The following is a 24,759-nucleotide window of genomic DNA, read 5'->3' on the forward strand; positions in this document are numbered from 1 at the left end:
CACCATGGAGGAGAGATGACCGAACCGGTCTGGGGGCCCGTGCACCGGGACATCGTCGACCTGCTCGCTGACCATCCCGCGGACGTGCCGGCCGTGGTCGATCACCTCACCAAACTTCAGGACCTGCTGGTGCGGCTGCCTCCGCTGGAGGACAGTTGCCCGTTGGCCGACTTCAACAGGCTCTACCTGACCATCACCAGCAGCGTGCTGGACGGCCTGTACGACGACCGTTTCGTCGACCCGGTGTTCCTCTCCCGGTTGGACGTCGAGTTCGCGGCGCGCTACTTCGACGCGATGCGGATGTGGACCGACTCCAGCCCGGGTACGCCGAAGGCCTGGTCGTGCCTGTTCGAGCGGATGCGGGGGCCGGACGCCCGGCCGTTGCCCTCGGCGGCGGCGGGTGTCAACGCGCACATCAACTTCGATCTGCCGTTCGCGTTGGTGACCACGTTCGACCACCTGGAGTCGGAGCCGGTCGACGGCAGCGACCAGCACCACGACTACCTAGAGATCAACAACATCTTCGCCGACAAGATCCCCGGGCTGCGCCGGGGCTACCTGGAGCGGTGGCAGCTGCTCATCGACATGCTCAACGGCGACATCGACGACTGGTACCAGGGGGAGCTGGTCGAGTACACCCGCGATGTCGCGTGGCGCAACGCGCAGAAGATCTGGCGGTGCCGGCACGATCCGGAGGCCCACGAGTGTGAGCGCACGCGGCTGGACGACAACGCCGCGGCGCTCGGCCGGTTGCTGCTGTCGCCCCTCGGGGCGTTCCTTCAGTAGCCGGGACGGGGGGCTCCCGCGCTCCGCCCCGTGGGGGGCGGCGGAGCGCGGGAGCGCGTCCCGCCCCGCCAGTTCCGCCCACCGCGCGGCCGGCCGCCACACCGGCCGCCGGGGGAGCAGCCGGTCGGCCCGGGGGGTGTCGACCGTCTGCCACCGTCGGCCGGCCCGGGGGGTGTCGGCCGGCGGTGGGGGCGGGACGGGCGGGTGGGGTACGGCGACGACGCCAGATCGGGGGTGTCGGCCGGCCCGAACGGGGTACGCCCGCGCCATGACCGTCCTGGCCCGGCGCCGGCCCGCCGCCCGACCTCGGCCCGCGCGGCCCGGCCCCCTGCGGCCGGGTGGCCCGGTGCCGCGACCCACCGTCCGCCCCGGTGCGGCATGAGCGGCACCGCGACGCGCTTGCCGTTCCGCTTCGACCGGGTGTTCCGCCCGGCGCTGGCGGTGCTGGGCGTCCGGCCGGCGACGGCCTGGGTCGAGGTCACCGGCCGGGAGCTGCTGATCCGGTACGGGCCGTGGCGGTTGCGGACCGGGCGGGAGAACGTGACCGGGGTCGAGGTGAGCGGACCGTACCGCTGGTGGCGGGCGATCGGCCCGCACGTGTCGCTGGCCGACCGGGGAGTGACCTTCGGCAGCAGCACGGCCGGCGGGGCCTGCGTGCGCTTCGGCGTGCCGGTGCCGGCGCTGGCGCTCGCCGGGTGGCTACGACACCCGGCGGCCACGGTGACGGTCGCCGATCCGCCCGCCCTGGCCCGGCTTTTCGCCGACCCGGATCTGCCCTGAGCAGGCCGTCGGCCTGCCCGGTTCGGCCGGTCGGGCGGCGGGCTACCGCCTACCGTCGGGGCAGAACCTGCGAGGGTAGGACGGGCGATGTCTGACGAGCACCGGGCGAAACCGCGACGCTGGAACGGACGCCGCCACGCGCCGACGGGGCCGGACCCGGAGCTGCGGGCGGCCCGCGACCCGGCCCGCCCGCACCGGGGCGGCCGGCAGGGCGTCGTGGTCCCCGATCGGGTGCCCAGCCCGGTCCGCGCCGCGCCGCCGGCCAGCCCGCTGCGCCGGTGGCTCTTCCAGCACCAGGTGCAGCCTCCCGGCCCGGAGGCGGGCGAGGGACAGAACCGCCGGCACGCCTGGTGGCAGGTGATGTGCCTGACCGGCGTGGACTACTTCTCGACCCTGTCGTACCTGCCGGGCATCGCGGCGGTCGCCGCCGGGGCGTTGTCGCCGCTGGCGACCCTGTTGATCGTCGCGCTCACCCTGTTCGGCATGCTGCCGATGTACCGGCGGGTGGCGCAGGAGAGTCCGCACGGGCAGGGGTCGGTGGCGATGCTGGAGCGGTTGCTGCCGTTCTGGCGGGGCAAGATCTTTGTGCTCGTCCTGCTCGGGTTCGTGGCGACGTCCTGGATCATCACGATCACCCTCTCCTCGGCCGACGCCACCGTGCACCTGTTGGAGAATCCGTACCTGCCCGACGCCCTGCACGGTTCCGCCGTCCCGGTCGTGGTCACCGTCGTGCTGCTGCTCGTCCTCGGCGGGGTGTTCCTGCTCGGCTTCCGCGAGGCGGTGGTGGTGGCCATCCCACTGGTCGCCGTCTTTCTGCTGCTCAACGCGGTGATTGTGGTGGACGCGGTGGTCCGGATCGCCGCCGACCCGCGGATCGTGTCGGACTGGACCGCCGCGCTGACCAGCGGCGGCGCCGGGCCGGGCCACGTGCTGCTCACGGCCGTGCTGGCGTTCCCGCTGCTGGTGCTGGGCCTGTCCGGGTTCGAGACGGGGGTCAGCATGATGCCCCTGGTGTCGGCCGACGGGCCGGACAAGCCGGCCCGGCTGGCGGCCCGGATCCGCAACACCCGCCGGCTGCTCACCACCGCCGCGTTGATCATGTCGGTGTACCTGGTCTCGACCACGTTCGTGACGACGGCGCTCATCCCGGCGCAGGAGTTCCGGCCGGGCGGCGCGGCGAACGGTCGGGCGTTGGCCTTCCTCGCGCACACCAACCTCGGCGAGGTGTTCGGCACCGTCTACGACGTGAGCAGCGTGCTCATCCTCTGGTTCGCCGGCGCCTCGGCGATGGCCGGACTGATCAACATCGTGCCGCGCTACCTGCCGTCGTACGGGATGGCGCCGGAGTGGGCGCGCGCCGTGCGGCCGGTGGTCATCGTCTACACCGTGGTCAGCGTCGCCATCACGATCGCCTTCCGGGCCGACGTCAACGCCCAGGCCGGGGCGTACGCGACCGGCATCCTGGCGATGATGGTGTCCGGGGCGGTGGCGGTGACCATCTCCGCGGCCCGGCACCGCCAGCGCGCCGCCGCGATCGGCTTCACCGTGCTGACCCTGGTGCTGCTGTACGCGCTGCTGGAGAACGTCATCGAGCAACCGGACGGGATCACGATCTCGGCGTTGTTCATCCTCGGCATCATCGCGGTGTCGCTGGTCTCGCGGGTCACCCGGACCACCGAGCTGCGTGCCGAGCGCATCGAGTTCGACGAGCCGGCCCGCCGGTTCATCACCGAGTCGCTGGCACATGACGGGCAGTTGCACCTCATCGCGAACAAGCGGCAGAGCGGCTCGGTGAAGGAGTACACCGTCAAGGAGCGGGCGCAGCGGGGGATGAACCCGGTGCCCGGCGCGGCCGACGTGCTGTTCCTGGAGATCGATGTGGTCGACCCGTCGGAGTTCAGTCAGGTGTTGCGGGTGCACGGGGTCGGGGTGGGCGGCTTCCGGGTGCTGCGGGCCAGCAGCCCGGCGGCGCCCAACGCGATCGCGGCGATCCTCCTCGCCCTGCGCGACGCGACCGGGGTCCGGCCGCACGCGCACTTCGAGTGGTCCGAGGGAAGTCCCATCGCGCACCTGCTGCGCTACCTCATCCTCGGCCGGGGCGACACCCCGCCGGTGGTGCGGGAGATCCTGCGCCGTACCGAGCGGGATCCGCTGCGCCGGCCCGGCATCCACGTCGGCGGTTGACCGAATACTGCGGTGTCTGATCCGGTTAAAGATGAATAGCAGCACTATTCACGTTCACACCTTCCTGTCCGTATTGCGGCCCTATCGTGACCTTTGGTGGTCGGCGGCACGTCGAGCCCCCCGCGCCCGGATCGGCGCGGTCACGTCAGGCAGGCAGGCAGGAAGGCAGGCACCTTGATGTCCACGTACCGAAGGGGAGACCGCGCGACCCGACCCAGGCGACGGTCCCGATGGGTCTTAGCCGGCGGCTTGCTGGCCGGGAGTCTGGTCGCGAGTGCGGCCGGCGTCGCCGGCGTCGCCGCCGCCGCCGACCGTGACCTCTCCCTCCCGGGACTGGCTCGGCTGAGCGCGGCGGCCCGGGACGACGACGACCGGCGCGATCCGCAGCGTGACCGTGACGACGCCGAGCACGCCCGCCCGGACACCCCGGGCACCGGCAAGCGGGGCGTCGTGGCGGTGCCGTGCGACTCGGCGAAGCTGATCGCGGCGCTGGTCGCGGCCAACGCCGAGGGCGGCGCGGAGCTGCGGCTCGCCCCCAAGTGCCGCTACGTCCTCACCGAGGCGTTCCACGAGACCGACCAGTACGACGGCGGGATCCGCGACGCGCGGGAGGCGGCCGACGCCGCGGAGACCCCCGGTGACGCCGACGCGCCCCCGCACAACCCGGCCGACGACACCGCCGGCCTGCCGGTGATCTACCAGCCCATCACCATCGACGGCGCGGGCGCCACCATCGCCCGCGACGCCCAGGCCGCCGCCTTCCGCTTCTTCACCGTCCGCGACGGTGGCGAGCTGACCCTGCGCGACATGGAACTGCACAACGGTCGCTCGGCCATCGAGGGTGGCAGCGTGCACGTGGTGCACGGCGCCACCGCTGTGGTGGAGCGGGTCACCGTCACGCAGAGCACCTCGCTGTCCCCCGAGGGTGGCGGCGGCGGGATCTTCAACGACGGGAACATGGTGGTGACCGACTCCACGTTCGTCGGCAACAGCGCCTCCGGCGCCGCGGGCAAGGGCGGGGGCCTGCTCAACGGCGGCGTGCTGACGCTGAAGCGCTCCGAGTTCCACCACAACAGCGCCAACGCGTACGGCGGTGGGCTCGGCAACTACCGGGGCGCGGCGGACGTGGAGAGCACCAGCTTCCGGCAGAACAGCGCGGCCCAGGGCGGCGGGTTGGCCAGCTTCTCGGCGCGTACCAAGGTCTCCGACACGGAGCTGCTGGACAACACCGCCCAGGTCGGCGGCGGCGCCGCGAACTCCGACGCCGTGCTGGTCATGCGCACCATGACCATCCGCGGTAACACCTCCACCGTCAACGGCGGTGGCATCTCGACCATGAAGGGCCTGACGCCGCTGGACGACAGCGTGGTGGAGGGCAACACCACCCACGGCGTCGGCGGCGGCATCTACGCCGAGAAGGCGAACCTGCTGGTCCGGGGCAGTGACGTGACCGGCAACGAGGCGGTCGGCGCGACGTCCAAGGGTGGCGGCGTCTACGCCGCTGCGGGCTCGGTGGCGATCTACACCAGCAAGGTCACCGGCAACGCGGCCTCGGTGAAGCCCGGCGGCATCTTCGCCGAGCACGCCCAGGTCAAGCTCGACGACGAGAGCGTGGTCGTCGAGAACGAGCCGACGAACTGCGAGGGCAGCGCGGTACCGATCGCGCACTGCTTCCGCTGACCGTCGACCCGCGCACGGATCCATCCTGAGCGCGCCCGCCCGGACGATCGTCCGGGCGGGCGGGCGCCGTGTTCACGGACGCTCAGCAGGTCGAGCGCGATCCGGGATGCGCACACCAGCCTCCTAGGACGCTGTACGGGGTGTGCGGTGCCCGCGCCCGGCCGTCCCGACCAGATCCGAACAGGTGGGTGACCAGGCCGAACACCCGGTCCGATCGCCGTCGACGACACCTCCACCAGCCTGCCCGCCGAGCTGAACTGGGAGTCCAGCGGCGGCACCCAGTACCGCTGGACGGAGGTCTGGGTCTGTCTGGGCTACGCCCACCCCGACGACGGCAGCGGCCGTTGCGCCCTGGTCGTCTACCACACCTGAGCGGCCGCACCGGACGCACAACGGCCCGTGCCCCGGGCCAGGGGCACGGGCCGTCGTACGGTCGTCCTACTTGGACGGCTCGGGCAGCTTGCAGTCGACCTTGGGGTTGGCGCCGATGTAGTTCAAGGGCCCGGCCACGATGGTGACCAGGATCGTACCGGCCTCGGCGCAGTTGGTGTCGTCGCCGCTGTAGTAGCCGCGCTGGCCGCCGGCGATCGCGCCGATCACCAGCCAGATCACGACGATGACTCCGAGTATCGAGGTGCCGCGCATCGCTGCCTCCTGAGAAATGTGGTGAGAACTGAGGTGCAGGCGTTGTACCCCATCCGTGGGAGCGGCCAAACGGTTGTCGGGGTCGGCCCACGGATCGTCCGTCCGGCCGGTGTCAGCCGCCGTCGGTACCGCCCGGACATCGGCCACCCGCACCGCGTAGCGCGGGCCGGCTATCGGATCGACGACCGACCCTGCCCTGGTACGGGTCGCCGGACGTAGAACTGCCTCACGGCCCCGCCGAGGAGGACTCATGGACGCCCCGACACCGCCCCTGTACATCGACCGCCCCGAGGACGTCGCGGTCGCGGCCCGTGCGCTCGCTCGCGGCGCGGTCGTCGCGGCGGCGTTCGCCAACTTCTACGTCATCGTCACCCGCCCGGACGCGGCCACGGTCCGCCGGGTCAACCTGGCCAAGGGTCGTCCCATCCAGCAGGTCGGCAGCATCACCACGGCGGTCGGCCGGATCCCGGGGATGTTCGACTGGTCGCGGATCTCGCCCCGGCTGCCGGCCGGTCGGGTGCGTGCGCTGATGGACGCGCTGTACGGCGCGGGGCCGTTCGGCTTCCGCGGGCCGGCGGCGGACCGGTTGCCGGAGCACCTCACCCAGGTCGACGAGGGCCTGCGGACCACCCAGGTGATCGCCCCCGGGTTGACCTGCCCGTCCAACGCCTTCTTCGAGCGGGCGCTCGCCGAGACGGGGTCGGACCACCTCTACATCACCTCGGCGAACCGGTCCCGGCACCTCACCGGCGCGGCCGAGGAGCCGGCGCACTGGAAGGCGGGCGCCCTCGCCGCCGACTTCGCGCACCTCGACGACCTGGTGGTGCTCGCCCACCCCGACGAGGCCGCGGCCCGCGCCGCCTACCCCGGTTACCTCACCACCTCGGTCACCCTGCTCTCCTTCCACGCGCCCGTCGGCGAGCTGGAGGAGCCGCCGGTGCTCACCGTCGACCGGCACGGGTCGCTGCACCTGGACGAGGTCCGCCGGGCCGCCGCGCCGCTCGGCCTCCAGGTGCGTCTCGGTGGCACCGCCGGTCGGCGGTTGCAGGTGCGGGGGTACGCGGGGGCGCTGGTGTGACCGGTTACCGGATCGGCCTGGTGGTGCCCAGCTCGAACACCACCATGGAGACCGAGATCCCGGCGATGCTGCGCCGGCGCGAGACGGTCGACCCGACGGTCCACTTCACCACCCACGCCAGTCGGGTGCGGCTGCACCAGGTGACTCCCGACGAGCTGGCCCGGATGAACCGGTCCGCCGTGCGGTGCGCCGCCGAGCTGGCCGATGCGCGCTGCGACGTGCTCGCGTACGCCTGCCTGGTGGCGGTGATGTGCGCGGGCGCCGGCGCGCACGAGCGGGCCGAGCTGCGGTTGGGTCGCGCCGCCGGTCGGGCCGGGCACGGCATGCCGGTGGTGACCAGTGCGGGCGCCCTCGTCGCCGGACTGCGGGCGCTGGGCGCCCGGCGGGTGGCGCTGATCGCGCCCTACCTGCCGCCGTTGACGGCGACCGTCGTCGCGTACCTCGCCGGGTACGGCGTCACGGTGACCGAGGCGGTGAGCCTCAGCGAGCCGGACAACGTCGCCGTGCGCCGGATCCCGACCTCCCGACTGCTGGAGCTGGCCGAGCGGCTGGACGTCACCGACGTGGACGCCGTGGTGTTGTCCGCCTGCGTGCAGCTGCCGTCGCTGGCGGCGGTACCGCAGGTCGAGGCGCGCCTCGGTCGTCCGGTGCTCACGGCGGCCACCGCCACCGTGCACCAACTGCTCACCGGCCTCGGCGTCGAGCCGTACGTGCCGGACGCCGGGCGGCTGCTGGCCGGGCCGACGCCCCGCTGAGCCGGCCGGGCGGTGTCAGTGCGGCGGGGCCGGCATCTCCGGCGGCTTGCCGTGACTGCGGCGGAAATCGGCGTAGGCGACGCCGGCGAGCACCAGCATGGCGCCCAGGGAGGCGACCAACGGCGGCAGGTAGAGAACGCCGGGCGCGATGGTCAGCAGGGCCAGCACGCCGCCGGGCCGGGACCACGACACCCGGCTGAACACCTCGTACTCGAAGGAGGCCCGGCCGGCCAGGAACAGGGCCGGGCCGCCGAGGATGACCGCCAGCCAGGCCGGCGGCGTCCGGCCGGTCGGTTCGTGCAGCACCAGGTGGAAGCCCGAGGCCGTGGTCACCACGCCGGAGATCATCAACAGATGGGTGTACGGCGCGCTGAACAGGAACTTGCTCGGCGACTGGGCCGCCTGGATGGCCTGCGGCAGCAGTTGGCCGGACTTGTGCACGTAGATCCGCCAGAGCAACAGGGTGGTCAGGAACGCCACCGCGAAGGCGCCGATGTTCTCCGCCTCGTTGTGCTCCATGCTGAACATGGTGCCGATGGTCAGGATGGCGTCGCCGAGAGCGATGATGAAGAACTGCTGGTAGCGCTCGGAAAGGTGCTCGGCGGTCACGTTGCGCTGCTTCTCCGGCACCACCCCGAGCCCCGGCACCGGGTACGCGAGCCGGAATCCGATGTAGTCGATGGCGAGCGCGATGGCCCAGCAGATGATCCGGGCGTCCCCGCTGACGAACGCCCCGATGATCCAGGGGATCGCCGACACCACGAACCAGACGAAGATGCGCGCCGCTCGACGCTGGGTCTGCGGTTCGCGGCGTACGGCCGGCATGAGGAACAGCCCGCGTCCCAGGTGGATCGCCACGTAGGTGCCGGCGAAGACGAGCCCTCGGTCGTTGAACGCCTCCGGGATCGCCGTGGTCATCAGCAGCGCGCCGAACATCACGGCACTGATCAGCAGTTTGATCTCGGTACGGGCCGGGTTGTACAGGTCGGTGACCAGGGTGGTGATCGTCCAGGTCCACCAGACGGCGGCCAGCATGATCAGTGCCTGCCCGGCTCGGTGCCAGTCGAGCTGTTCGACCATGCCCCGCGAGATGAGCGCGAGGGCCACCACGTACACCAGGTCGAAGAAGAGTTCGAGCAGTGTCACCCGGCGCGGGGCCTCCGGGTCGCGGACCGGGGGTTGGGACCTTGGGGACCCGGGCTCCGGCGCGGCGAGGTGCACGGGTCGCTCCTGAGGTGCCGGTCGACGCGGCGGACCGTCCGGCCCACCCTCGACCGACGGTAGCGAGCACCGTTCGGCGTCACCCGTGCTTCGTCCGGTTTTCTCCCGACCGGGGATGATCGACTCGCGGTACCCGGACGGTAGGGGTGTCCCGGTCGGGTCGATGGCGCGCGGTTTCCGCGACGGCGGGTCGATCACGCCGGGGCGGTGCTCGGTCGGTGCGCCGACAACGGCCGAGCCCCCGGCCGACCGTCGCGTTCGACGGCCGCCGGGGGCTCGATCGTCCTTGCTCAGCCCTGGCCCGGGTCGGGCAGCACGGCGACGGCGTCGTCACCGGCGCCGGCCAGCACACGGGCCTGCTGCGGCCAGGTGGCCAGTGCGGGCGCGGCACGCAGTCCGGCGGCACGGATCAGGTCCCGCAGCGCCGGCTCGTCCAGCTCACCGAGCTGGCCGTAGGTGCGCACACCGGCGGCCTGCAGCGCCGCCGCCATCTTCGGCCCGACCCCCTGGATCCGGCGGAAGTCGTCGGCCGGGCCGGACGAGTCGACCTCCGTGCTGTCGGGCACGGTGTCGGAGTGCGGACGTACCGGCGGGGTGGCCCGCACCGGCTCCGTGTCGGCGTCCGGCGCCGCGCCGGCCGTCGGCGTCGGGTCGGTCGCCCTGGCCACGGCCGGGCTGCCCTCGTCCTCGGCCGGCGTGGGCTCGGCGTCGATGGCGTGGGCTGGAGCGACCTCGGCCGGCGTGGTGTCGGCCGGAGCGACCTCGTCCGGCGTGGTGTCGGCCGGCGTGGTGTCGACCGGCGTGGCCTCGGCCGGGGTGGTGTCGGCCGGGGTGGTGTCGACGGGCGTGGCCTCGGCCGGGGTGGTGTCGACGGGCGTGGCCTCGGCGTGCGGGGCGTCGGTGGACGGGATGTCGTCCGCCGGCGGGCGGGGGGCGATGACCCTGGCCGGGGCGGCCTGCTCCTCGGCCGCGAGCGGCTCGGGTGCCGGTGCCGCGGCGGTCTCGGTGGCGTCGGCCGGGTCGACGGCGGGTACGGGCGGAGGCGCTTCGGTCAGCGCCATGTCGGCCGGGTCGACGGTGGTGTCGGCGTCCGCCGGTGCGGGACGGTCCGGCGTGGTCACCGCGGCCGGCGCGCTGACGGTGTCGACCGGCGTCGGCTCGTCGGCGACGGCGGTCGGCGTCGGGTCGATGGTCGCCGCCGGGCGGGCCTCGTCGGTGGTGGCCGGCGGTGCCGGCGTGGCGATGTCGGCCAGGCCGACGACGGGATCACCGTCCACGATCGACGGACTGTGCCCGCTGTCCCGCCGGCTGCGCAGCAACCACCCGGCCGCCACGCCGAGCAACAGTGCCAGGACCACTATCAGCGAGTGTCCGATAGACCACGCCACGGCGAACCTCCCTCTCACATCGTCGGAAAAGTCACGAGAAAAACTCGCCGCAGCTTCGCACATGCGTCATGACGACGACAGAGAGGACTGCCTGGCAGCGGCACGGGTGGGACGGTCACCGCGCCCGGTGCCCGACGGGTGACGCAGCGTCGCGCCGGACACGAGGAAACCCGGGCCCGGCAGTGGATGCGGGCCCGGGTCGGTGACGCCGGGTCAGTCCTGGTCGCCCTCGTAGGTGTGGAAGTCGTCGACGAAGCGGCGACGTAGCCGGGGCACCCGGCTGGTCACCCCGAAGTAGCCGCGTGCGCCGAGCAGCGCGAGCCGGCCCACCACCGGTCGGTACATCCGGTCCTCGCCGCTGGTGCCGCTGCGGTTCAGCGATTCGGTGACCCGCGCGAAGCCGTACGGCACCATCACCGCCTCGTAGTCGGCCACCGCCTGCACCAGCGTCTTGTCTCCGGCGGCGGCGTGGACGAGCTGCCGACACAGCAGGCGGGCGTCGCGCAGCGCGGTGTTCGCGCCCACGCCACGTCCCGGTGTCATGGTGTGGATGGCGTCGCCGAGCAGGGTGACGGTGCTGCTCTTCCACGGTGGCACCGGTTCGGACGTGGTCACCCTGATCGGCAGGGCGCTGTCCGGGTCGCTCAGGGTGAACAGCTCGCGGAGGTGCGGATGCCAGTTCGGCGTGAGGTCCAGGGCGACGCGCTTCAGGTCCTCGCCGCGGCGCTGCATGACGTCGGCCGGGAACCGGCGGGCGGCGCTCCAGATGATCAGGTTGATGTTGTCGGTGGTGGTGTCGTGGGCGAGGCCGGGCCAGTCCCGCAGCAGATCGGCGTCGGCGTCGCTGACGCCCGGCTTGATCGCCCGCTCGGTGTCCCACCGGAACTCCATCACGTGCAGCACACCCATCGTCCCGCCGGCGCCGAAGATCAGCGAGATGCCCTGGCGGACCCGCTCCGGGACGAGGTCGCGGGTGTGCGCGGTCAGCGGGATCCGGGTGGCGATGTTGATGGTGCCCGCGTCGCGGGTGACGGCGTGCGGCAGGTACTGGTGTCGTACGGCGGAGTGGGTGCCGTCCGCCGCCACCAGCAGGTTGCCGGTGGCGCTGCTGCCGTCGGCGAAGTGCGCGGTGACCGTGCCGTCGTCGCGTTGCTCGTACCGGATGAAGGTCTTGTCGAAGTGCACCACGTCGGTCAGGCCGGTCAGCAGGACCTGGCGCAGCACCATCCGGGCCACCGAGTGCTCGGTGTGCTCCGGTTCGGCGTCCGGCCGCAGTTCGAATGAGGCGGTCTGGCGCAGCCCCTGCGTGACGACGTTGAAGTAGCGCGGCGGTCGGGCGCAGGTGGCCAGGAAGGTGGCGAACAGCTCGGGTGGAAGGCATTCGCGCAGCGCCCGGCTGCCGGTGGGGCCGATGCCCACCCGGTAGCCGAGCAGCCCTTCGGCGCGGTGGCGGTGCCGTTCGTAGACGGCGACGCTGATCCCGGCGCGCCGCAGCCCGTGTGCCAGGCACAGGCCGCCGGTGCCGGCGCCGATGATCAGGACGTGCGGCGCGCTGGACATGTCAGCCGGCCGGGTGCGCCGCGGGCGCGTCGGCGGCGTCCCACCGGTAGAAGCAGCCCGCGATCGCGTCGCGGGGCGATCGCCAGGTCGGCAGATACGGCGAGGTGTGCGCCGAGAGCCGTTCGTTGACCTGCTGAAAGAGCGGGTGGTTACGGGCGGCGGCGAGCGCGTCCGGGTCGACGTCGGAGGTCTCCATCAGGTGGACGTACAGGTCGTGCAGGCAGTACAGAGACCGGTGCGTGACACCGGTCAGGCCGGGTAGTTCGGTGGCGTCGGATTCGGCGAAGATCTGCGCGACCCGCCCCTCCGCGCCCGGGATGATCCGGCTGACGATCAGTAGACGACTCATGGGACCCCTTCCGCCGGTGGCTGGCCCGATCCTCGGGATCGGTGGCCACGTGCTCTGTGCGCCCACCGTGCCGCAGTGCCTGTCACATCACCGTCACGTGCGCCGCCCGGCCGGTGACGGACGGTCGGCGGACTCCCGGGTGGCCTGGCGGATCGGCGCGAGTGTGTCGTCGAGCAGGGCGCTCATCGCCGGGCTGGGCTCCAGGCGCAGTTCCCGGCGCAGCAGGTCGCGGTAGACGTAGAAGGCGTGCACCGCCTCGAACGCGTTGCCTTCGGCGAGGTGGATGCGCACCACCAGTCGGTGCGGGGTCTCGCGCAGCGGCTCGGCGGCCATCGCCTCCAGCGCTGCTTCGAGGGCCTCGCCGTGCCGGCCCGCGGCGAGGTGCTGCCCGGCCACCTGCTCCAGCATGTGCAGGCGCAGTTGGCGCAGCCGCTCCCGGTCCAGCAACACCCAGTCGTCGTACCAGCCGGGCAGCAGATCGTGTCGGCCGGCGGCGAGGGCCCGGGCGGTGCACGGGTCGTCGCCGTCGCGGACCCGGGCGGCCGTGCCGACCAGTTCGTCCACGTCGAGGCGGACGGCGGGGCCCAGGCGTACGGTGTCGCCGGTCACGGTCATCGGGCAGCACGGGTCCTGCCGCAGCCGCCACAGGGCGGTGCGCAGCGATGACAGGGCGCGCTCCTCGGAGGCGTCGGGCCAGAGCAGTCCGGCGAGCTGGCTGCGGGTGGCGCCGGGGCGCAGCCCGATCAGCGCGATCACCCGTTGCAGCCCGCGTGGCACCACGACGGGCGCGGTGCCACGTAGCAGTCGGAATCCGCCGAGCAGGTGCAGTGCGACGTCGCTCTCCGGCGGGTCTCCGGCGGTCGGCACGGACGGATCAGCGGCCACGGCGGCACCCCCTGCGGAACGCTCGTCCCGACTGTCTGCTGTGTCCCGGATCGGCTGCCCGTGACGCCACTGTCGACCTCACCGGCGGGGTGCGACCACGGCCGTACGGGCGCGGCCCCGCCCGCCGGGGCGGCCGGGCTTACCACGGTGAAGATTATCAATAGCGGTCACGGTGAGTCAACGGCTCGGTGGACCTTCTATCCGTGACGGTCAACCATGAGATCGCTTCTGAACTGCACAAACGCACGCAGTTTCTCGTGTCAGATGGAGCGGGCGCATAGCTGATGCACAGGTTGCGTCAACGCAGCGTCACCAGACAGCGTCGCCGACCGACCCGGCGTGGTGACGCCGCTGTGACGAGGACTCCCGCATCGTGTCGGCAGTCGTCCAGCGCGTCCGGGGCCACCCGCCGCCGGCCCGGACGCCGTGGGGGGAGGCCCAGCCATGGACCGATCGCTGATCGTCGCGAAGGTGGTCCCGACCGCCGAGGAGCGGGTCGCCGAGATCTTCGCCGAGTCGGACGCGACGGAGCTGCCGCGCCTGGTCGGCGTCCGGCACCGCTCGCTGTACCGGCTGCACGACCTCTACGTGCACCTGCTCGAGACCGACCAGCCGGCGCAGGGCGCGGTGGAGGCCGCCCGTGGCCATCCCGAGTTCATCCGGGTCAGTGACCGGCTGCGACCCTACGTCTCGCCGTACCTGCCGACGTGGCGCTCGCCGCGCGACGCCATGGCGCGGTGCTTCTACCGGTTCGACGCCGCCGACGCCGGGCGGCGGCCGTGACCGCGACCGCGCCGCGAGAGGCGCTCTGGTCGCGCTGCGCCGGCTGCTCCAGCCTGCTCTACCGCAAGCGGCTGCGGCGCAACCTCGACGTCTGCCCGGAGTGCGGCGCGCACACCCGGCTCGGCGCCCCGGAACGTCTTCGCCAACTCGTCGACCCGGGATCACTGCGTCCGCTGCCCGACCGGCTGCCCGAGGCGGATCCGATCGACTTCGTCGACGTGCTGCCGTACCCGCACCGGCTCAGCGCCGCGCGGGCCAGCACCGGCCTGTCCGAGGCGGTCGTCTGCGGCACCGCCACCATCGGCGGGCACCCGGCCGTGCTCGCGGTGATGGACTTCCGCTTCCTCGGCGGCAGCCTCGGCTGCGCCGTGGGGGAGCTGATCACCCAGGCCGCCGAACGGGCCCTGGACGACGGCGTTCCGCTCATCCTGGTCACCGCCTCCGGCGGGGCGCGGATGCAGGAGGGCGCCCTGTCGCTGATGCAGATGGCCACGGTCAGCCAGGCCATCGCGGCCCTGCGCGAGGCGGGTGTGCTCACCGTCAGCGTGCTCACCGATCCGACCTACGGCGGGGTGGCGGCGTCGTTCGCCACCAACACCGACCTGGTGCTCGCCGAGAGCGGCGCCCGGATGGGCTTCGCCGGGCCCCGGGTGATCCGCCAGGTCACCGGCCGGGCGTTGCCGGAGGGTTTCCAGACCGCCGACTTCCTGCTGCGCCACGGCCAGGTCGACATGGTGGTGCAGCGCCGGTCGCTGCGGGGACGCCTCGTCGCGTTGCTCGCCGCGACCGGCTCCGGCCGCCCGCCCCGCCCGGCCGTACCGCGCCAGGAGGTGGCGGCGCGCCGCGAACGCCTCGCCGACGACCCCGTCGTCGTGCCGCCGCCGGCGGGGGACGCCCCGGCGGATCGTGACGCGTGGGACACCGTGCGGGTCGCCCGCCATCCGGGCCGACCGACCACGCTGGACTACCTCGACTCGGTCTTCGACGGCTTCGTGGAACTGCACGGCGACCGGCTCGGTGCGGACTGTCCGGCCGTCGTCGGAGGCGTGGCCCGGCTGGACGGGCGGCACCTGATGGTGATCGGCCACCAGAAGGGGCACACCACCGCCGAACTCGTGGCGCGCAACTTCGGCATGGCCAGCCCGGCCGGGCACCGCAAGGCGCTGCGGCTGATGCGCCTCGCCGCCCGGCTCGGCCTGCCGGTGGTCACCCTCGTCGACACCCCGGGCGCGGACCCGGGCGTCGGCGCCGAGGAACAGGGTCAGGCGGCGGCCATCGCGGAGAACATCCTCACCCTCACCATGCTGCCCACCCCGGTGCTCGCGGTGATCACCGGTGAGGGTGGCAGTGGTGGCGCGTTGGCCCTCGCCGTCGCCGACCGGGTGCTGATGCTGCGCAACGCCATCTACTCGGTGATCAGCCCGGAGGGCTGCGCCGCCATCCTCTGGCGGGACCGGTCCGCCGCGCCGCAGGCCGCCCGCGCGCTGCGGCTGACCGCACCCGACCTGCACCGGCTCGGGGTGATCGACGAGGTCGTGCCGGAGCCGGCACCGGCCGCGCACCACGACCCGGCGGAGACGGCGCGCCTGCTGCGCGCCGCCCTGCTGGCGAACCTGCTGCCCCTGCTGGACGTTCCGACCGCGACCCTGGTCCGCCGCCGCCGGCAGCGCTTCCGTCGCTTCGGCGCGGCGCGCGGCCTCTCCCGGGCGGGTGTCCGGTGACCGCCAGCGACCAGGCGGTGTCGACGAACGGGCACGGCGGGACGCGGCTCGACGCGCAGCGGCCCGACGAGACGATCGGCGACGAGGAGGTGCTGGCCGGGCTGCGCCGGCAGGCACGGCAGCTCGTCGCCGAGCTGACCGGGCCGGTGCGCCGGATCCGGCTGCGCAGCGGGTCGGCGGTGCTGGAGGTGGAGTGGCACCCCGCCGAGGCGACGCGACCCGACGTACCCCCGGATCCGCCGCCGGTGCGGGCGGCGCCGGCACCGCCGGTCGCGACGGCGCCCGGCCCGCCGGCGGCGCTGATCCGGCCGCCGGTACCCGGCCGCGCGACGGTGCGGGCGCCGATCGTCGGCACCTTCTACCGGGCGCCGGAGCCCGGCGCGGCGCCGTTCGTCGCGGTGGGCGACCTGGTCCGGCCGGGCCAGCCGATCGCCATCGTCGAGGCGATGAAGCTGATGAACGAGGTCGTCGCCGACCGCGCCGGCCGGGTGTCCGCGATCCTCGTCGAGGACGGCCACCCGGTCGAGTACGACCAGCCGCTGCTCGAACTCGAACCGGCCTGACGGCGGGTGGGTGACCATGTTCGAGACCGTGCTGATCGCCAACCGGGGCGAGATCGCGCTGCGGGTGCTGCGGGCCTGCCGGGAGCTGGGCGTCCGCACGGCGGTGGTCTACTCCGCCGCCGACGCCGATTCGGCGGTGGTCCGCCTCGCCGACCAGGCCGTCCGGATCGGACCGGAGTCGAGCCGGCGCAGCTACCTCAACGCCGCCGCCATCGTCGAGGCGGCCCGGCAGGTGGGCGCGCAGGCCGTGCACCCCGGCTACGGGTTCCTCTCCGAGGACGCCGACTTCGCCGAGATCTGCGCCGACAACGGGCTGACCTTCATCGGCCCACCACCGGCGGTGATGGCGGCGCTGGCCGACAAATCCTCGGCGCGCGCCCTGATGAGCCGCGCCGGCCTGCCGCTGCCGGCGGGCAGCGTCGCGCCGGTGCCGACCGTCGCGGCGGCGACCGAGGTGGCCGACGCCGTCGGCTACCCGGTGATCGTGAAGGCCGCCGCCGGGGGCGGCGGCCGGGGAATGGCCGTCGCGCATACCCCGGACGAGCTACCCCGGGTGTACGCCCGCACCCGCGCCGCCGCGCAGGCCGCGTTCGGCGACGACCGGGTGTACGTCGAGCGGTACCTCACCGAGGCCCGGCACGTCGAGGTGCAGGTGCTCTGCGACTCGCACGGCAACGGCGTGCACCTGGGCACCCGGGACTGCTCGGTGCAACGCCGGCACCAGAAGCTGGTGGAGGAGGCGCCCGCGCCGGCGCTGCCCACCGGTGTCCTCGACGCCATCGCGGACACCGCGCTGCGCGGCGCGCTCGAGGTCGGCTTCGTCGGCGCGGGCACGCTGGAGTTCCTGGTCGACGCCGAGGAACGGTTCCACTTCCTGGAGATCAACTGTCGGATCCAGGTGGAGCACCCGGTCACCGAGATGGTCACCGGCATCGACCTGGTGCACGAGCAGCTGCACATCGCCGCCGGGGTGCCGCTGCGCTGGCGGCAGGAGGAGATCCGCCTGCACGGCGTCGCCGTGGAATGCCGGGTCAACACCGAGGACCCCGAACGCGGCTTCGCACCGACCCCCGGCCGGTTGGAGCGGTTCACCCCGCCCGGCGGCCCGTTCACCCGGGTCGACACCCACGCCAGTGCCGGCTACGTGGTCGGCCCCTGGTACGACTCGCTGCTGGCCAAGGTGATCGTCTGGGCGCCCGACCGGGAGTTGGCGCTCAACCGGCTCGAACGCGCCCTGGAGGAGTTCGACATCGCCGGGCCGGGCGTGCGCACCACCATCCCGTTCGTCCGGCGGGTGCTCGACGACGCCGCCTTCCGCAAGGGCCGCTACACCACCGGCCTGGTCGACCGCCTGCTCGCCGCGCCCGGACCGGCGCCCGCGCAGCGCTCGACGCCCACCCCCGCACCCCGCCCCGCGCCCGCCGCGGAGCCCGACGTACCCAACCGGAGGAACCGATGACCGTCACCCATGGTCGACCGCTGACCGCCGAGATCACCGACATCCTGGTGGCGCACTGCGGACTCGACGCCGACGTCGCGGCGCGGGCGCCCGCCGCGTCGCTGGAGGAACTGGGCATGGACTCGCTGGCCCTGCTGGAGTTGTCCGCGGTCGTCGCCGACCGGTGGCAGGTGGCGATCCCCGAGCAGGCCGGGCAGCTGAGCATCCCGGCGGTCGCCGACCTGGTCGCCCGCCGCGCCGACCCGCCCGGGCACACCGAGAACGGCGTGTTCATTGACGCGCCGCTGCCGCTGGTGTGGGAGGTCACCAACGACGTGGCGAACTGGACCGAGCTGTTCACCGAGTACGCGGTGGTGGAGATCCTGCACCGCGACGGCCACACCGTGCGGTTCCGGCTGACCATGTACCCCGACGAGAACGGGGTGGCGTGGAGCTGGGTCAGCGAACGCACCGCCGACCCGGTGAGCCGCCAGGTGCGGGCGCACCGCGTGGAGACCGGGCCGTTCGAGTACATGCGGATCCACTGGCGCTACACGGAGGACTCCGGCGGCACCCGCATGACGTGGACCCAGGACTTCGCGATGAAGCCGACCGCGCCGGTGGACAACGCCGCCATGACCGAACGGATCAACACCAACAGCGTCATCCAACTCGCGGTGATCAAGGACCGGGTGGAGCGGATCGCCCGGGAGCGCGCCGAGCAGGACGGTCCGACGGCCGGCGACGAGTCGACGGAGGCCGGCGATGAGTGACGTGAGCACCAGGCCGATCGCCGCGCAGGACGTACCCGCCGACCGTCGGCGCGGTGGTGAGCTGCGGGTGCTGCTCGGCCCCCGCACCGTCGGCAGCACCTCCGGTTTCCTCGGGGTGGCGAGGCTCGCTCCGGGGGAGCGCATCGCCGAGCACTACCACCCGTACAGCGAGGAGTTCCTGTACGTGTCCCGCGGCGCGATCACCGTCGACCTGGACGACCAGCCGACCCTGCTGGCCGCCGGCGAGGCGCTGTTCGTACCGGTCAACGTGCGACACCGGCTGCGCAACACCGGCGTCGAGCCGGCCGAGGTGGTCTTCCACCTGGGTCCGCTGGCACCCCGCCCGGAGCTGGGGCACGTCGACACCGAACTGGCCGAACAGCGGGGCGGATCATGACCGGGCGCCGTACGGTGGTGACCGGCGTCGGGGTGGTCGCCCCCGGCGGCGCCAGCCGGGACCGCTTCTGGAAGACCATCACCGAGGGGCGTACGGCCACCCGGCGGATCAGCTTCTTCGACCCGTCGCCGTTCCGCTCCCAGATCGCCGCCGAGTGTGACTTCGACCCGGTCGCCGCCGGACTCACCGATGCGGAGCGGCACCGCGCCGACCGGTACGTGCAGTTCGCGCTGGCCTGCTCCGCGGAGGCGGTCGCCGACGCGCAGCTGGTGCTCACCGACGCCGAGCGGGACCGGGCCGGGGTGGTGCTCGGCACGGCCGTGGGCGGCACGATGGCCCTGGAACAGGAGTACGTCACCGTCAGCGACCACGGCCGGCGATGGCTGGTCGACGCGTCGCGCGGCGGACCGTACCTGTATCAGGCACTGGTGCCCAGCAGCCTGGCCGCGGACGTGGCGTGCCGGCACGGGCTGCACGGCCCCGCGCAGGTCGTCTCCACCGGCTGCACCTCGGGCATCGACGCCATCGGCTACGCCCACCAGTTGATCGTGGACGGTGAGGCGGACGTGGTGCTGGCCGGCGCGGCCGACTCGCCCATCTCACCGGTCACCGTCGCCTCGTTCGACGCGATCAGGGCGACCAGCCCGGACAACGACGATCCGGCGCACGCCTCCCGCCCCTTCGACGCCGACCGGCACGGGTTCGTGCTGGCCGAGGGCGCGGCCGTGCTGGTGCTGGAGGAGGCCGGGCGCGCCCGGCGGCGCGGCGCGCACATCTACTGCGAGGTCGCCGGCTACGCCAGCCGCAGCAACGGCTATCACATGACCGGGCTGCGCCCGGACGGACTGGAGATGGGCCTCGCCGTCACCGACGCGCTGCGACAGGGCCGGATCGCACCCGAGCAGGTCTCCTACATCAGCGCGCACGGCTCGGGCACGAGGCAGAACGACCGGCACGAGACGGCCGCGTTCAAGCGGGCGCTGGGCCAGTCCGCGTACCGGGTGCCGATCAGCTCGATCAAGTCGATGGTGGGGCACTCGCTCGGCGCGATCGGGTCGATCGAGATGGCGGCGTGTGCCCTCGCCATCGAGTTCGGGGTGGTGCCGCCGACGGCCAACTGGAGCACCCGGGATCCGGAGTGCGACCTGGACTACGTACCGAACGAGGCGCGGGAGGTCCCGGTGGACGTGGCGCTGTCGGTGGGCAGCGGTTTCGGTGGTTTCCAGTCGGCGATGGTGTTCCGCCGGTTGCCGCCGGCGGTGGCGGCGTGACCGGCCGGCTCGGGCATCCGGCGGTGACCGGATGACGGCCCGGGCCGTGGTGACCGGCATCGGCGTGGTCGCGCCCAGCGGCGTCGGCGCCGACGCGCACTGGCGCACCGTGCTGACCGGCACCCGCCGCACAGGGCCGATCACCCTGTTCGACCCGGCCGGCTACCCGACCCGCTACGGCGGGCAGGTGCCCGACTTCACCGCCGAGTCCTACGCCGACAGCCGGCAACTGGTGCAGACCGACCGGTGGACGCACCTCGGCTTCGCCGCCACCCGGCTCGCGTTGGCCGACGCCGGCCTGCCCGAGCGGGCCCCCGACCCGTACGGCTACGCGGTGACCCTGGCCAGCTCGTCCGGGGGCAACCTGTTCGGCCAGCGTGAGCTGCAACGACTCTGGGGTGGCAGCTCACGCACCGTCGGGGCGTACCAGTCGATCGCCTGGTTCTACGCCGCCAGCGTCGGGCAGCTCTCCATCCATCACCAGTTCAAGGGCCCGAGTGGCGTACTGGTCGCGGAGACGGCCGGAGGGTTGGACAGCCTGGCGCACGCCGCCCGCGCGGTGCGTCGGGGCACCCCGGTGGTGATCGCCGGGGCCACCGAGTGCCCGCTGAGCCCGTACGCGCTGGCCTGCCAACTGCGCTCCGGGCTGCTCAGCGACGTCGCCGACCCGCAGCGGGCGTACCGGCCGTTCGACGCCACGGCCAGCGGCTACCTGCCGGCGGAGGGCGGCGCCGTGTTCGTGGTGGAGGAGATGGGACACGCGGTGGCACGGGGAGCCCGGATCTACGGCGAGGTGAGTGGGTGGGGCTCCACCCACGACGCCGCGCACACCACGGCGGACAGTGCCGGCGACGTGGGGCAGTACGCGCGGGCGATGCGGCTGGCCCTGGACCGGGCCGGCGTGGCGGCGGCCGGGATCGACGTGGTGCTGCCCGACGCGCTGGGCGTGCCCCGCTACGACCGCAGCGAGGCCGAGGCGCTGCGGGCGGTGTTCGCCGACCGTCCGCCGCCGGTGACCACGCCCAAGCCGCTGACCGGACGGGCACACCAGGGCGGGTCGGCGCTGGACGTGGCCACCGCGCTGCTCGCCTTCGCGCACGACACCCTGCCCGCGTCCGCCGGCCCGGACGAGGTGGCCGACGGATGTGAGCTGGACTTCCTCCGCGAACACCGCCGGCCGCGCAGCCGGCTCGCGCTGGTCTGCGCGCGCGGATTCGACGGGTTCAACAGCGCGCTGGTCCTGCGCGGGGCAGCGCCGACGAGGAAAGAGACGCCATGACCGAACAACGGGCCCGGGTGGTCTTCCTGGTGCGGGTGCCGGTGCCGCGCACCGAACAGTTCCTCGCCGCGTACGAAGAGGTGCGGCACCTGGTCGCCGACGGTGTGCCGGGGCACCTGGTCGACCAGGTCTGCCGCTCGTCGACCGACCCGGAGCAGTGGCTGATCACCAGCGAGTGGGCCACCCTCGCGGACTTCGAGAACTGGGAGCGCACTCCCGAGCACCGGGACCTGGTGCGCCCGATGCGGGAGTGCTTCACCGACGCCCGCTCGCTGCGCTTCCACATCCACGCCCAGACGCCGGAGCTCGCGATCGCGCCGGCACCGTCGGGGTGATCCCGCTAGCGGTGGCCGACATGCTCGCGCTGTCGCCGCCGGCATGATCGCGCTCGATCCATGATGTAGTGGCCTCGCCCTCGGGTGGAGGCCACTATTTCGTGGTACGAGCATGATCTCGCCTCGCGCCCGCCGGCGGTGCTTCCACGCACTCGTCCTGTGCTCGCACACCTCCCGGCACGGGCATCCAGCTGGCACGCACCCCTGCCCGTGCTGCCGTCCGGAGGATCCCGTTGAGGCCCTCCTCGAACGGCAGGTCGTCGTCCCACCGGGTGTCGTCGAGATGGCCGGAGGCGTTGAGGGTCGGGTAGGCGTCGGCGCTGGTGGCGACATGCTCGCGGGCCGTGGCTCTCGCGTCGGGGCTCATGCTCTGGAGTCAGGTGGCTTCGGTGAGGGCGGCATCGATGACGTCGTTCGCAGCGTTCGTGTGGTCATGGCGAGCTGAAGGCCACGGCAGCCGCCGCGCACGAGTGCCTTTTGCAGGAACTCCGTACGGGCCAGGACGTTGGGTCCGAGCATGGGGCGTCCGACCAGCCGTGGTGCCCAGGGATGGCTCAGCATGGCACCGCGCCAGCCGAACGAGGACGCGGATGTCCTCCAGCCAGTCGTCGGTCACATCCGGAACCTGTAGCCAAATCGACGGTGGGGCAGGGCAGGGTCCATCGTGCGCAACCAGGCATTTCTCGCAGATCCGACCGGTTCTGCCGCACCCGCATGAGGTGCCGGTGACGGTGGGCACCGGTATGTGGCAATCGGTCCGGGCGCTCAATTTGATCTAGCCATTTGCATCTAGCGATGTTCCGCGCGGCTGTCGTAGGGTTCCCGCAGCACCCGAAAAGATGTCCACAAAATGGCTTCTATGCCCTGCTTTGCGCTGCGCGTCGATCGGTGGGGGCAATGGATGATTCTGCAGGAAACGTTACGGTGAGCGACCCCGGTTGGGTGGACGAAGTGCTGTTTGCCGGCCGTCCGACCGACATGTGTCTCCGACTGCCCGAGCCCATCGACCGGGCCACCCTGCACCAGCTCGTCACCGCCGCGCAGGACCGGCTCAGCGCGGCCGGACTGCGCCCCGGCGGCGCCGCCGCGCTGCGGATGCCGCCCTCGTTGGCGTACGTGGTGAATCTCCTCGCGACGTGGCGCGCAGGGGCGCAGGCGATCCTGCTCGACCACCGGCTCACCGACCACGAGGTGGACCGGGCGCTGGTCCGGCTCACCCCGCAGGTGGTGGTCGCGCCGTTGCGGACCGGCGCCGGCGCGTTGAAGGTCTTCGTCGACGTCACCGAGAGCATCACCCGGTACGCCGACCGCCCGGCGGTCAGCGGCCACGCCGTGATCCAGCTCAGCTCCGGCTCCACCGGACCGTCCAAGGTGATCGGTCGCACCGCCGCCGACCTGGTCGCCGAGGTGCGCCGCTACACCCGCATCGACGGGGTGGCGCTGCCCGGCGAGCGGATCATCCTGCTGCCGTCGATGGTGCACGTACTCGGCCTGGTCGGCGGGCTGCTCTACGGCCTGCACGCCAGCGTCGAGCTGGTGCCGCCGCAGCGGCTCAGCGGGGACGCCGTGCTGGCCGCGATCGACGCCGAACCGACGCCGGCCACCGTGCTGGGCGTACCGTTCCACATCGGACTGCTCGCCTCCACCCGGCCTGCCGGCCCGCTGCCCCAGCTTCGGCGGATGACCACCGGCGGCGAGCTGGTGCCGGCCGCGGTGGCCAACGCCTTCACCGACCGGTACGGGGTGCCGCTGGGCAACATGTACGGGATGACCGAGGTCGGGGTGATCGGCACCGACCTGCACGGATCGCACCGACCGTCGATCGCTCCGGCCCCCGGCATCGAGGTCCGCGAGTCCGGTGGTGAGTTGTGGGTCTCCTGCCCGGCGTCGCCGTACGTGGGGTCGAGCGACCCGACGCGCTGGGCCGACGGCTGGTTGCACACCCGCGACGCCGGCACGGTCGATGAGGTCACCGGCCTGGTCACCGTGCGCGGCCGACTCGACTCGCAGGTGTCCGTCGGCGGCCTGAAGGTCGACCTGACCGAGGTGGAGAGCACCGTCGCCGAGCTGCCCGGGGTGGCCGCCGCGGTGGTGGTCTGGGACGACGGCATCACCGCGTACGTGCAACCCGACGGCCCGCTGTCCGAGGAGGTCCTGGACAAGCTTCTCGCCGAACGGTTGGCCGGCTACAAACGGCCCCGCGTGCTGCGGCTGCTCGACCAGTTGCCCCGCACCACCACCGGCAAGCTGGTCCGCTCGACCGACGCGCTGCGGTCGGCGGCCACGCCGTGACCGGCCCCCTGCACCACCTCGACGTCGACCTGCGTCCCCGCGCGCACCGCGACCGCTGCGACGAGATCCCCACCCAGCTCCGGATGCCCGACCCACAGTGTCTCGTCGCCCGGCACGGGCCGCAGCGGCAGCCCGGGCGGGGGCATCAGCCGGCGCAGCCCGCCGTCTCGCAACCCGAGCCCGAGCGCCTTGCCGACCGCCTCCTTCGCCGTCCACAGCCGCAGGAAGTCAACCCCTCGTTCGGCCTCGGGCCGCCCGGCCAGCCAGGTCAGCTCGGCTGCGGCAAACCAGCGGCCGGCCAGCGCGAGAGCGGGCACCGGGCGGATCCGCTCCACGTCCACCCCGACCGGGCCGGCGAGGCGGACGGCGACCACCACGATTCCGGGGCAGCGGCTGACGCTGACCGGCAGGTTCACCCGCTCGTCGACCCGGACGACCGGCCTCCCACCGGGGTCGTGCGTCAGCACCAGCTCGTTCCCGGCGCGACCGAGCAGCGCGCTGCCCGCCCGCCGCAGCAGCGAGACGGCCGGATCCGGCGGACCGCCGGCGTCCCGGCCGACCCACACGTACACGGTGTCCCGACCGGGCACCGTCAG

At 73.1% G+C, this 24,759-nt stretch carries 22 protein-coding genes and 1 pseudogene; 16 read left to right on the plus strand and 7 right to left on the minus strand.

From position 1 onward, the window contains the following. Nucleotides 1-15: 15 nt before the first annotated feature. From O7620_RS07985 to O7620_RS08000, 4 genes are all read left to right on the plus strand, one after another. The gene (locus tag O7620_RS07985) at nucleotides 16-786 is read left to right on the plus strand and encodes a DUF5995 family protein (RefSeq protein ID WP_151493078.1); all 771 of its coding nucleotides are present in this window, start codon (nucleotides 16-18) and stop codon (nucleotides 784-786) included. Nucleotides 787-1,164: 378 nt separating this feature from the next. Then, nucleotides 1,165-1,566 (plus strand): hypothetical protein, encoded by a 402-nt coding sequence (locus tag O7620_RS07990; protein WP_278122523.1) that lies wholly within the window; start codon nucleotides 1,165-1,167, stop codon nucleotides 1,564-1,566. Between the two features lie 87 nt (nucleotides 1,567-1,653). Next, entirely contained in the window at nucleotides 1,654-3,750 is a 2,097-nt protein-coding gene (locus O7620_RS07995; RefSeq protein ID WP_278122524.1) for an amino acid transporter, read from the plus strand. A 177-nt stretch (nucleotides 3,751-3,927) separates the two neighbouring features. After that, nucleotides 3,928-5,430 carry a hypothetical protein gene (locus O7620_RS08000; protein ID WP_278122525.1) on the plus strand — a complete coding sequence of 501 codons (1,503 nt, stop codon included), beginning with the start codon at nucleotides 3,928-3,930 and terminating at the stop codon, nucleotides 5,428-5,430. 438 nt (nucleotides 5,431-5,868) lie between these two features. Here O7620_RS08000 and O7620_RS08005 read toward each other — a convergent pair whose 3' ends face one another. Then, nucleotides 5,869-6,075, minus strand: a complete 207-nt coding sequence (locus O7620_RS08005) for a hypothetical protein (RefSeq protein ID WP_007460667.1) — start codon at nucleotides 6,073-6,075, stop codon at nucleotides 5,869-5,871. Between the two features lie 250 nt (nucleotides 6,076-6,325). On the opposite strand from O7620_RS08005, the gene O7620_RS08010 reads away from it, so the two are divergent. Together O7620_RS08010 and O7620_RS08015 are read left to right on the plus strand one after the other, a co-directional pair. Then, a complete protein-coding gene (locus O7620_RS08010) occupies nucleotides 6,326-7,153 on the plus strand; it encodes a hypothetical protein (protein WP_151492752.1) in 828 nt (275 codons plus the stop codon). After that, nucleotides 7,150-7,908, plus strand: coding sequence for an Asp/Glu racemase (locus tag O7620_RS08015; protein ID WP_278122526.1), 759 nt, complete (start codon nucleotides 7,150-7,152; stop codon nucleotides 7,906-7,908). The genes O7620_RS08010 and O7620_RS08015 overlap by 4 nt, the downstream gene beginning before the upstream one ends. Before the next feature lie 15 nt (nucleotides 7,909-7,923). On the opposite strand, the gene O7620_RS08020 is transcribed toward O7620_RS08015, so the two are convergent. The 5 genes and pseudogenes from O7620_RS08020 to O7620_RS08040 all read right to left on the minus strand — a co-directional run bounded on the left by O7620_RS08020 (nucleotide 7,924) and on the right by O7620_RS08040 (nucleotide 13,311). Continuing rightward, on the minus strand, nucleotides 7,924-9,129 hold the full coding sequence (locus O7620_RS08020; RefSeq protein WP_278122527.1) for a low temperature requirement protein A: 1,206 nt from the start codon (nucleotides 9,127-9,129) through the stop codon (nucleotides 7,924-7,926). A 290-nt stretch (nucleotides 9,130-9,419) separates the two neighbouring features. Then, nucleotides 9,420-10,487 (minus strand): hypothetical protein, encoded by a 1,068-nt coding sequence (locus O7620_RS08025; RefSeq protein ID WP_278122528.1) that lies wholly within the window; start codon nucleotides 10,485-10,487, stop codon nucleotides 9,420-9,422. Between the two features lie 243 nt (nucleotides 10,488-10,730). Next, complete coding sequence (locus O7620_RS08030; protein WP_278122529.1) at nucleotides 10,731-12,077, minus strand: NAD(P)/FAD-dependent oxidoreductase; 1,347 nt, start codon at nucleotides 12,075-12,077, stop codon at nucleotides 10,731-10,733. A 1-nt stretch (nucleotide 12,078) separates the two neighbouring features. After that, entirely contained in the window at nucleotides 12,079-12,426 is a 348-nt protein-coding gene (locus O7620_RS08035; RefSeq protein ID WP_151492945.1) for a TcmI family type II polyketide cyclase, read from the minus strand. Further along, nucleotides 12,423-13,311 (minus strand): annotated as a pseudogene (locus O7620_RS08040) (BTAD domain-containing putative transcriptional regulator). The gene O7620_RS08035 and the pseudogene O7620_RS08040 overlap by 4 nt, the downstream one beginning before the upstream one ends. A gap of 444 nt (nucleotides 13,312-13,755) precedes the next feature. On the opposite strand from O7620_RS08040, the gene O7620_RS08045 reads away from it, so the two are divergent. From O7620_RS08045 to O7620_RS08090, 10 genes are all read left to right on the plus strand, one after another. Further along, nucleotides 13,756-14,094 (plus strand): TcmI family type II polyketide cyclase, encoded by a 339-nt coding sequence (locus O7620_RS08045; RefSeq protein ID WP_151492947.1) that lies wholly within the window; start codon nucleotides 13,756-13,758, stop codon nucleotides 14,092-14,094. After that, nucleotides 14,091-15,815, plus strand: coding sequence for an acetyl-CoA carboxylase carboxyltransferase subunit alpha (locus tag O7620_RS08050; RefSeq protein WP_278122530.1), 1,725 nt, complete (start codon nucleotides 14,091-14,093; stop codon nucleotides 15,813-15,815). The genes O7620_RS08045 and O7620_RS08050 overlap by 4 nt, the downstream gene beginning before the upstream one ends. 74 nt (nucleotides 15,816-15,889) lie before the next feature. Next, on the plus strand, nucleotides 15,890-16,378 hold the full coding sequence (locus tag O7620_RS08055; RefSeq protein ID WP_225854834.1) for a biotin/lipoyl-containing protein: 489 nt from the start codon (nucleotides 15,890-15,892) through the stop codon (nucleotides 16,376-16,378). A 16-nt stretch (nucleotides 16,379-16,394) separates the two neighbouring features. Next, complete coding sequence (locus O7620_RS08060; RefSeq protein WP_278126907.1) at nucleotides 16,395-17,837, plus strand: acetyl-CoA carboxylase biotin carboxylase subunit; 1,443 nt, start codon at nucleotides 16,395-16,397, stop codon at nucleotides 17,835-17,837. Further along, nucleotides 17,834-18,589 (plus strand): SRPBCC family protein, encoded by a 756-nt coding sequence (locus O7620_RS08065; protein ID WP_278122531.1) that lies wholly within the window; start codon nucleotides 17,834-17,836, stop codon nucleotides 18,587-18,589. The genes O7620_RS08060 and O7620_RS08065 overlap by 4 nt, the downstream gene beginning before the upstream one ends. After that, nucleotides 18,582-18,986 (plus strand): cupin domain-containing protein, encoded by a 405-nt coding sequence (locus tag O7620_RS08070; protein ID WP_278122532.1) that lies wholly within the window; start codon nucleotides 18,582-18,584, stop codon nucleotides 18,984-18,986. Before O7620_RS08065 ends, O7620_RS08070 begins: the two co-directional genes overlap by 8 nt. After that, nucleotides 18,983-20,257, plus strand: coding sequence for a beta-ketoacyl-[acyl-carrier-protein] synthase family protein (locus O7620_RS08075; RefSeq protein WP_278122533.1), 1,275 nt, complete (start codon nucleotides 18,983-18,985; stop codon nucleotides 20,255-20,257). The genes O7620_RS08070 and O7620_RS08075 overlap by 4 nt, the downstream gene beginning before the upstream one ends. Nucleotides 20,258-20,288: 31 nt before the next feature. Beyond that, nucleotides 20,289-21,536: a beta-ketoacyl synthase N-terminal-like domain-containing protein gene (locus O7620_RS08080; RefSeq protein ID WP_278122534.1), complete on the plus strand. Its 1,248-nt coding sequence runs from the start codon at nucleotides 20,289-20,291 to the stop codon at nucleotides 21,534-21,536. After that, the gene (locus O7620_RS08085) at nucleotides 21,533-21,871 is read left to right on the plus strand and encodes an antibiotic biosynthesis monooxygenase family protein (protein WP_278122535.1); all 339 of its coding nucleotides are present in this window, start codon (nucleotides 21,533-21,535) and stop codon (nucleotides 21,869-21,871) included. Before O7620_RS08080 ends, O7620_RS08085 begins: the two co-directional genes overlap by 4 nt. 978 nt (nucleotides 21,872-22,849) lie before the next feature. Further along, entirely contained in the window at nucleotides 22,850-24,163 is a 1,314-nt protein-coding gene (locus O7620_RS08090) for a class I adenylate-forming enzyme family protein (RefSeq protein WP_278126909.1), read from the plus strand. Here the strand turns inward: O7620_RS08090 and O7620_RS08095 are convergent. Next, nucleotides 24,058-24,753 carry a 4'-phosphopantetheinyl transferase superfamily protein gene (locus O7620_RS08095; RefSeq protein ID WP_347403792.1) on the minus strand — a complete coding sequence of 232 codons (696 nt, stop codon included), beginning with the start codon at nucleotides 24,751-24,753 and terminating at the stop codon, nucleotides 24,058-24,060. The genes O7620_RS08090 and O7620_RS08095 overlap by 106 nt on opposite strands. Between the last annotated feature and the right edge of the window lie 6 nt (nucleotides 24,754-24,759).

The sequence above is a fragment of the Micromonospora sp. WMMD710 genome (assembly GCF_029626045.1).
Classification (GTDB): Bacteria; Actinomycetota; Actinomycetes; order Mycobacteriales; family Micromonosporaceae; genus Micromonospora.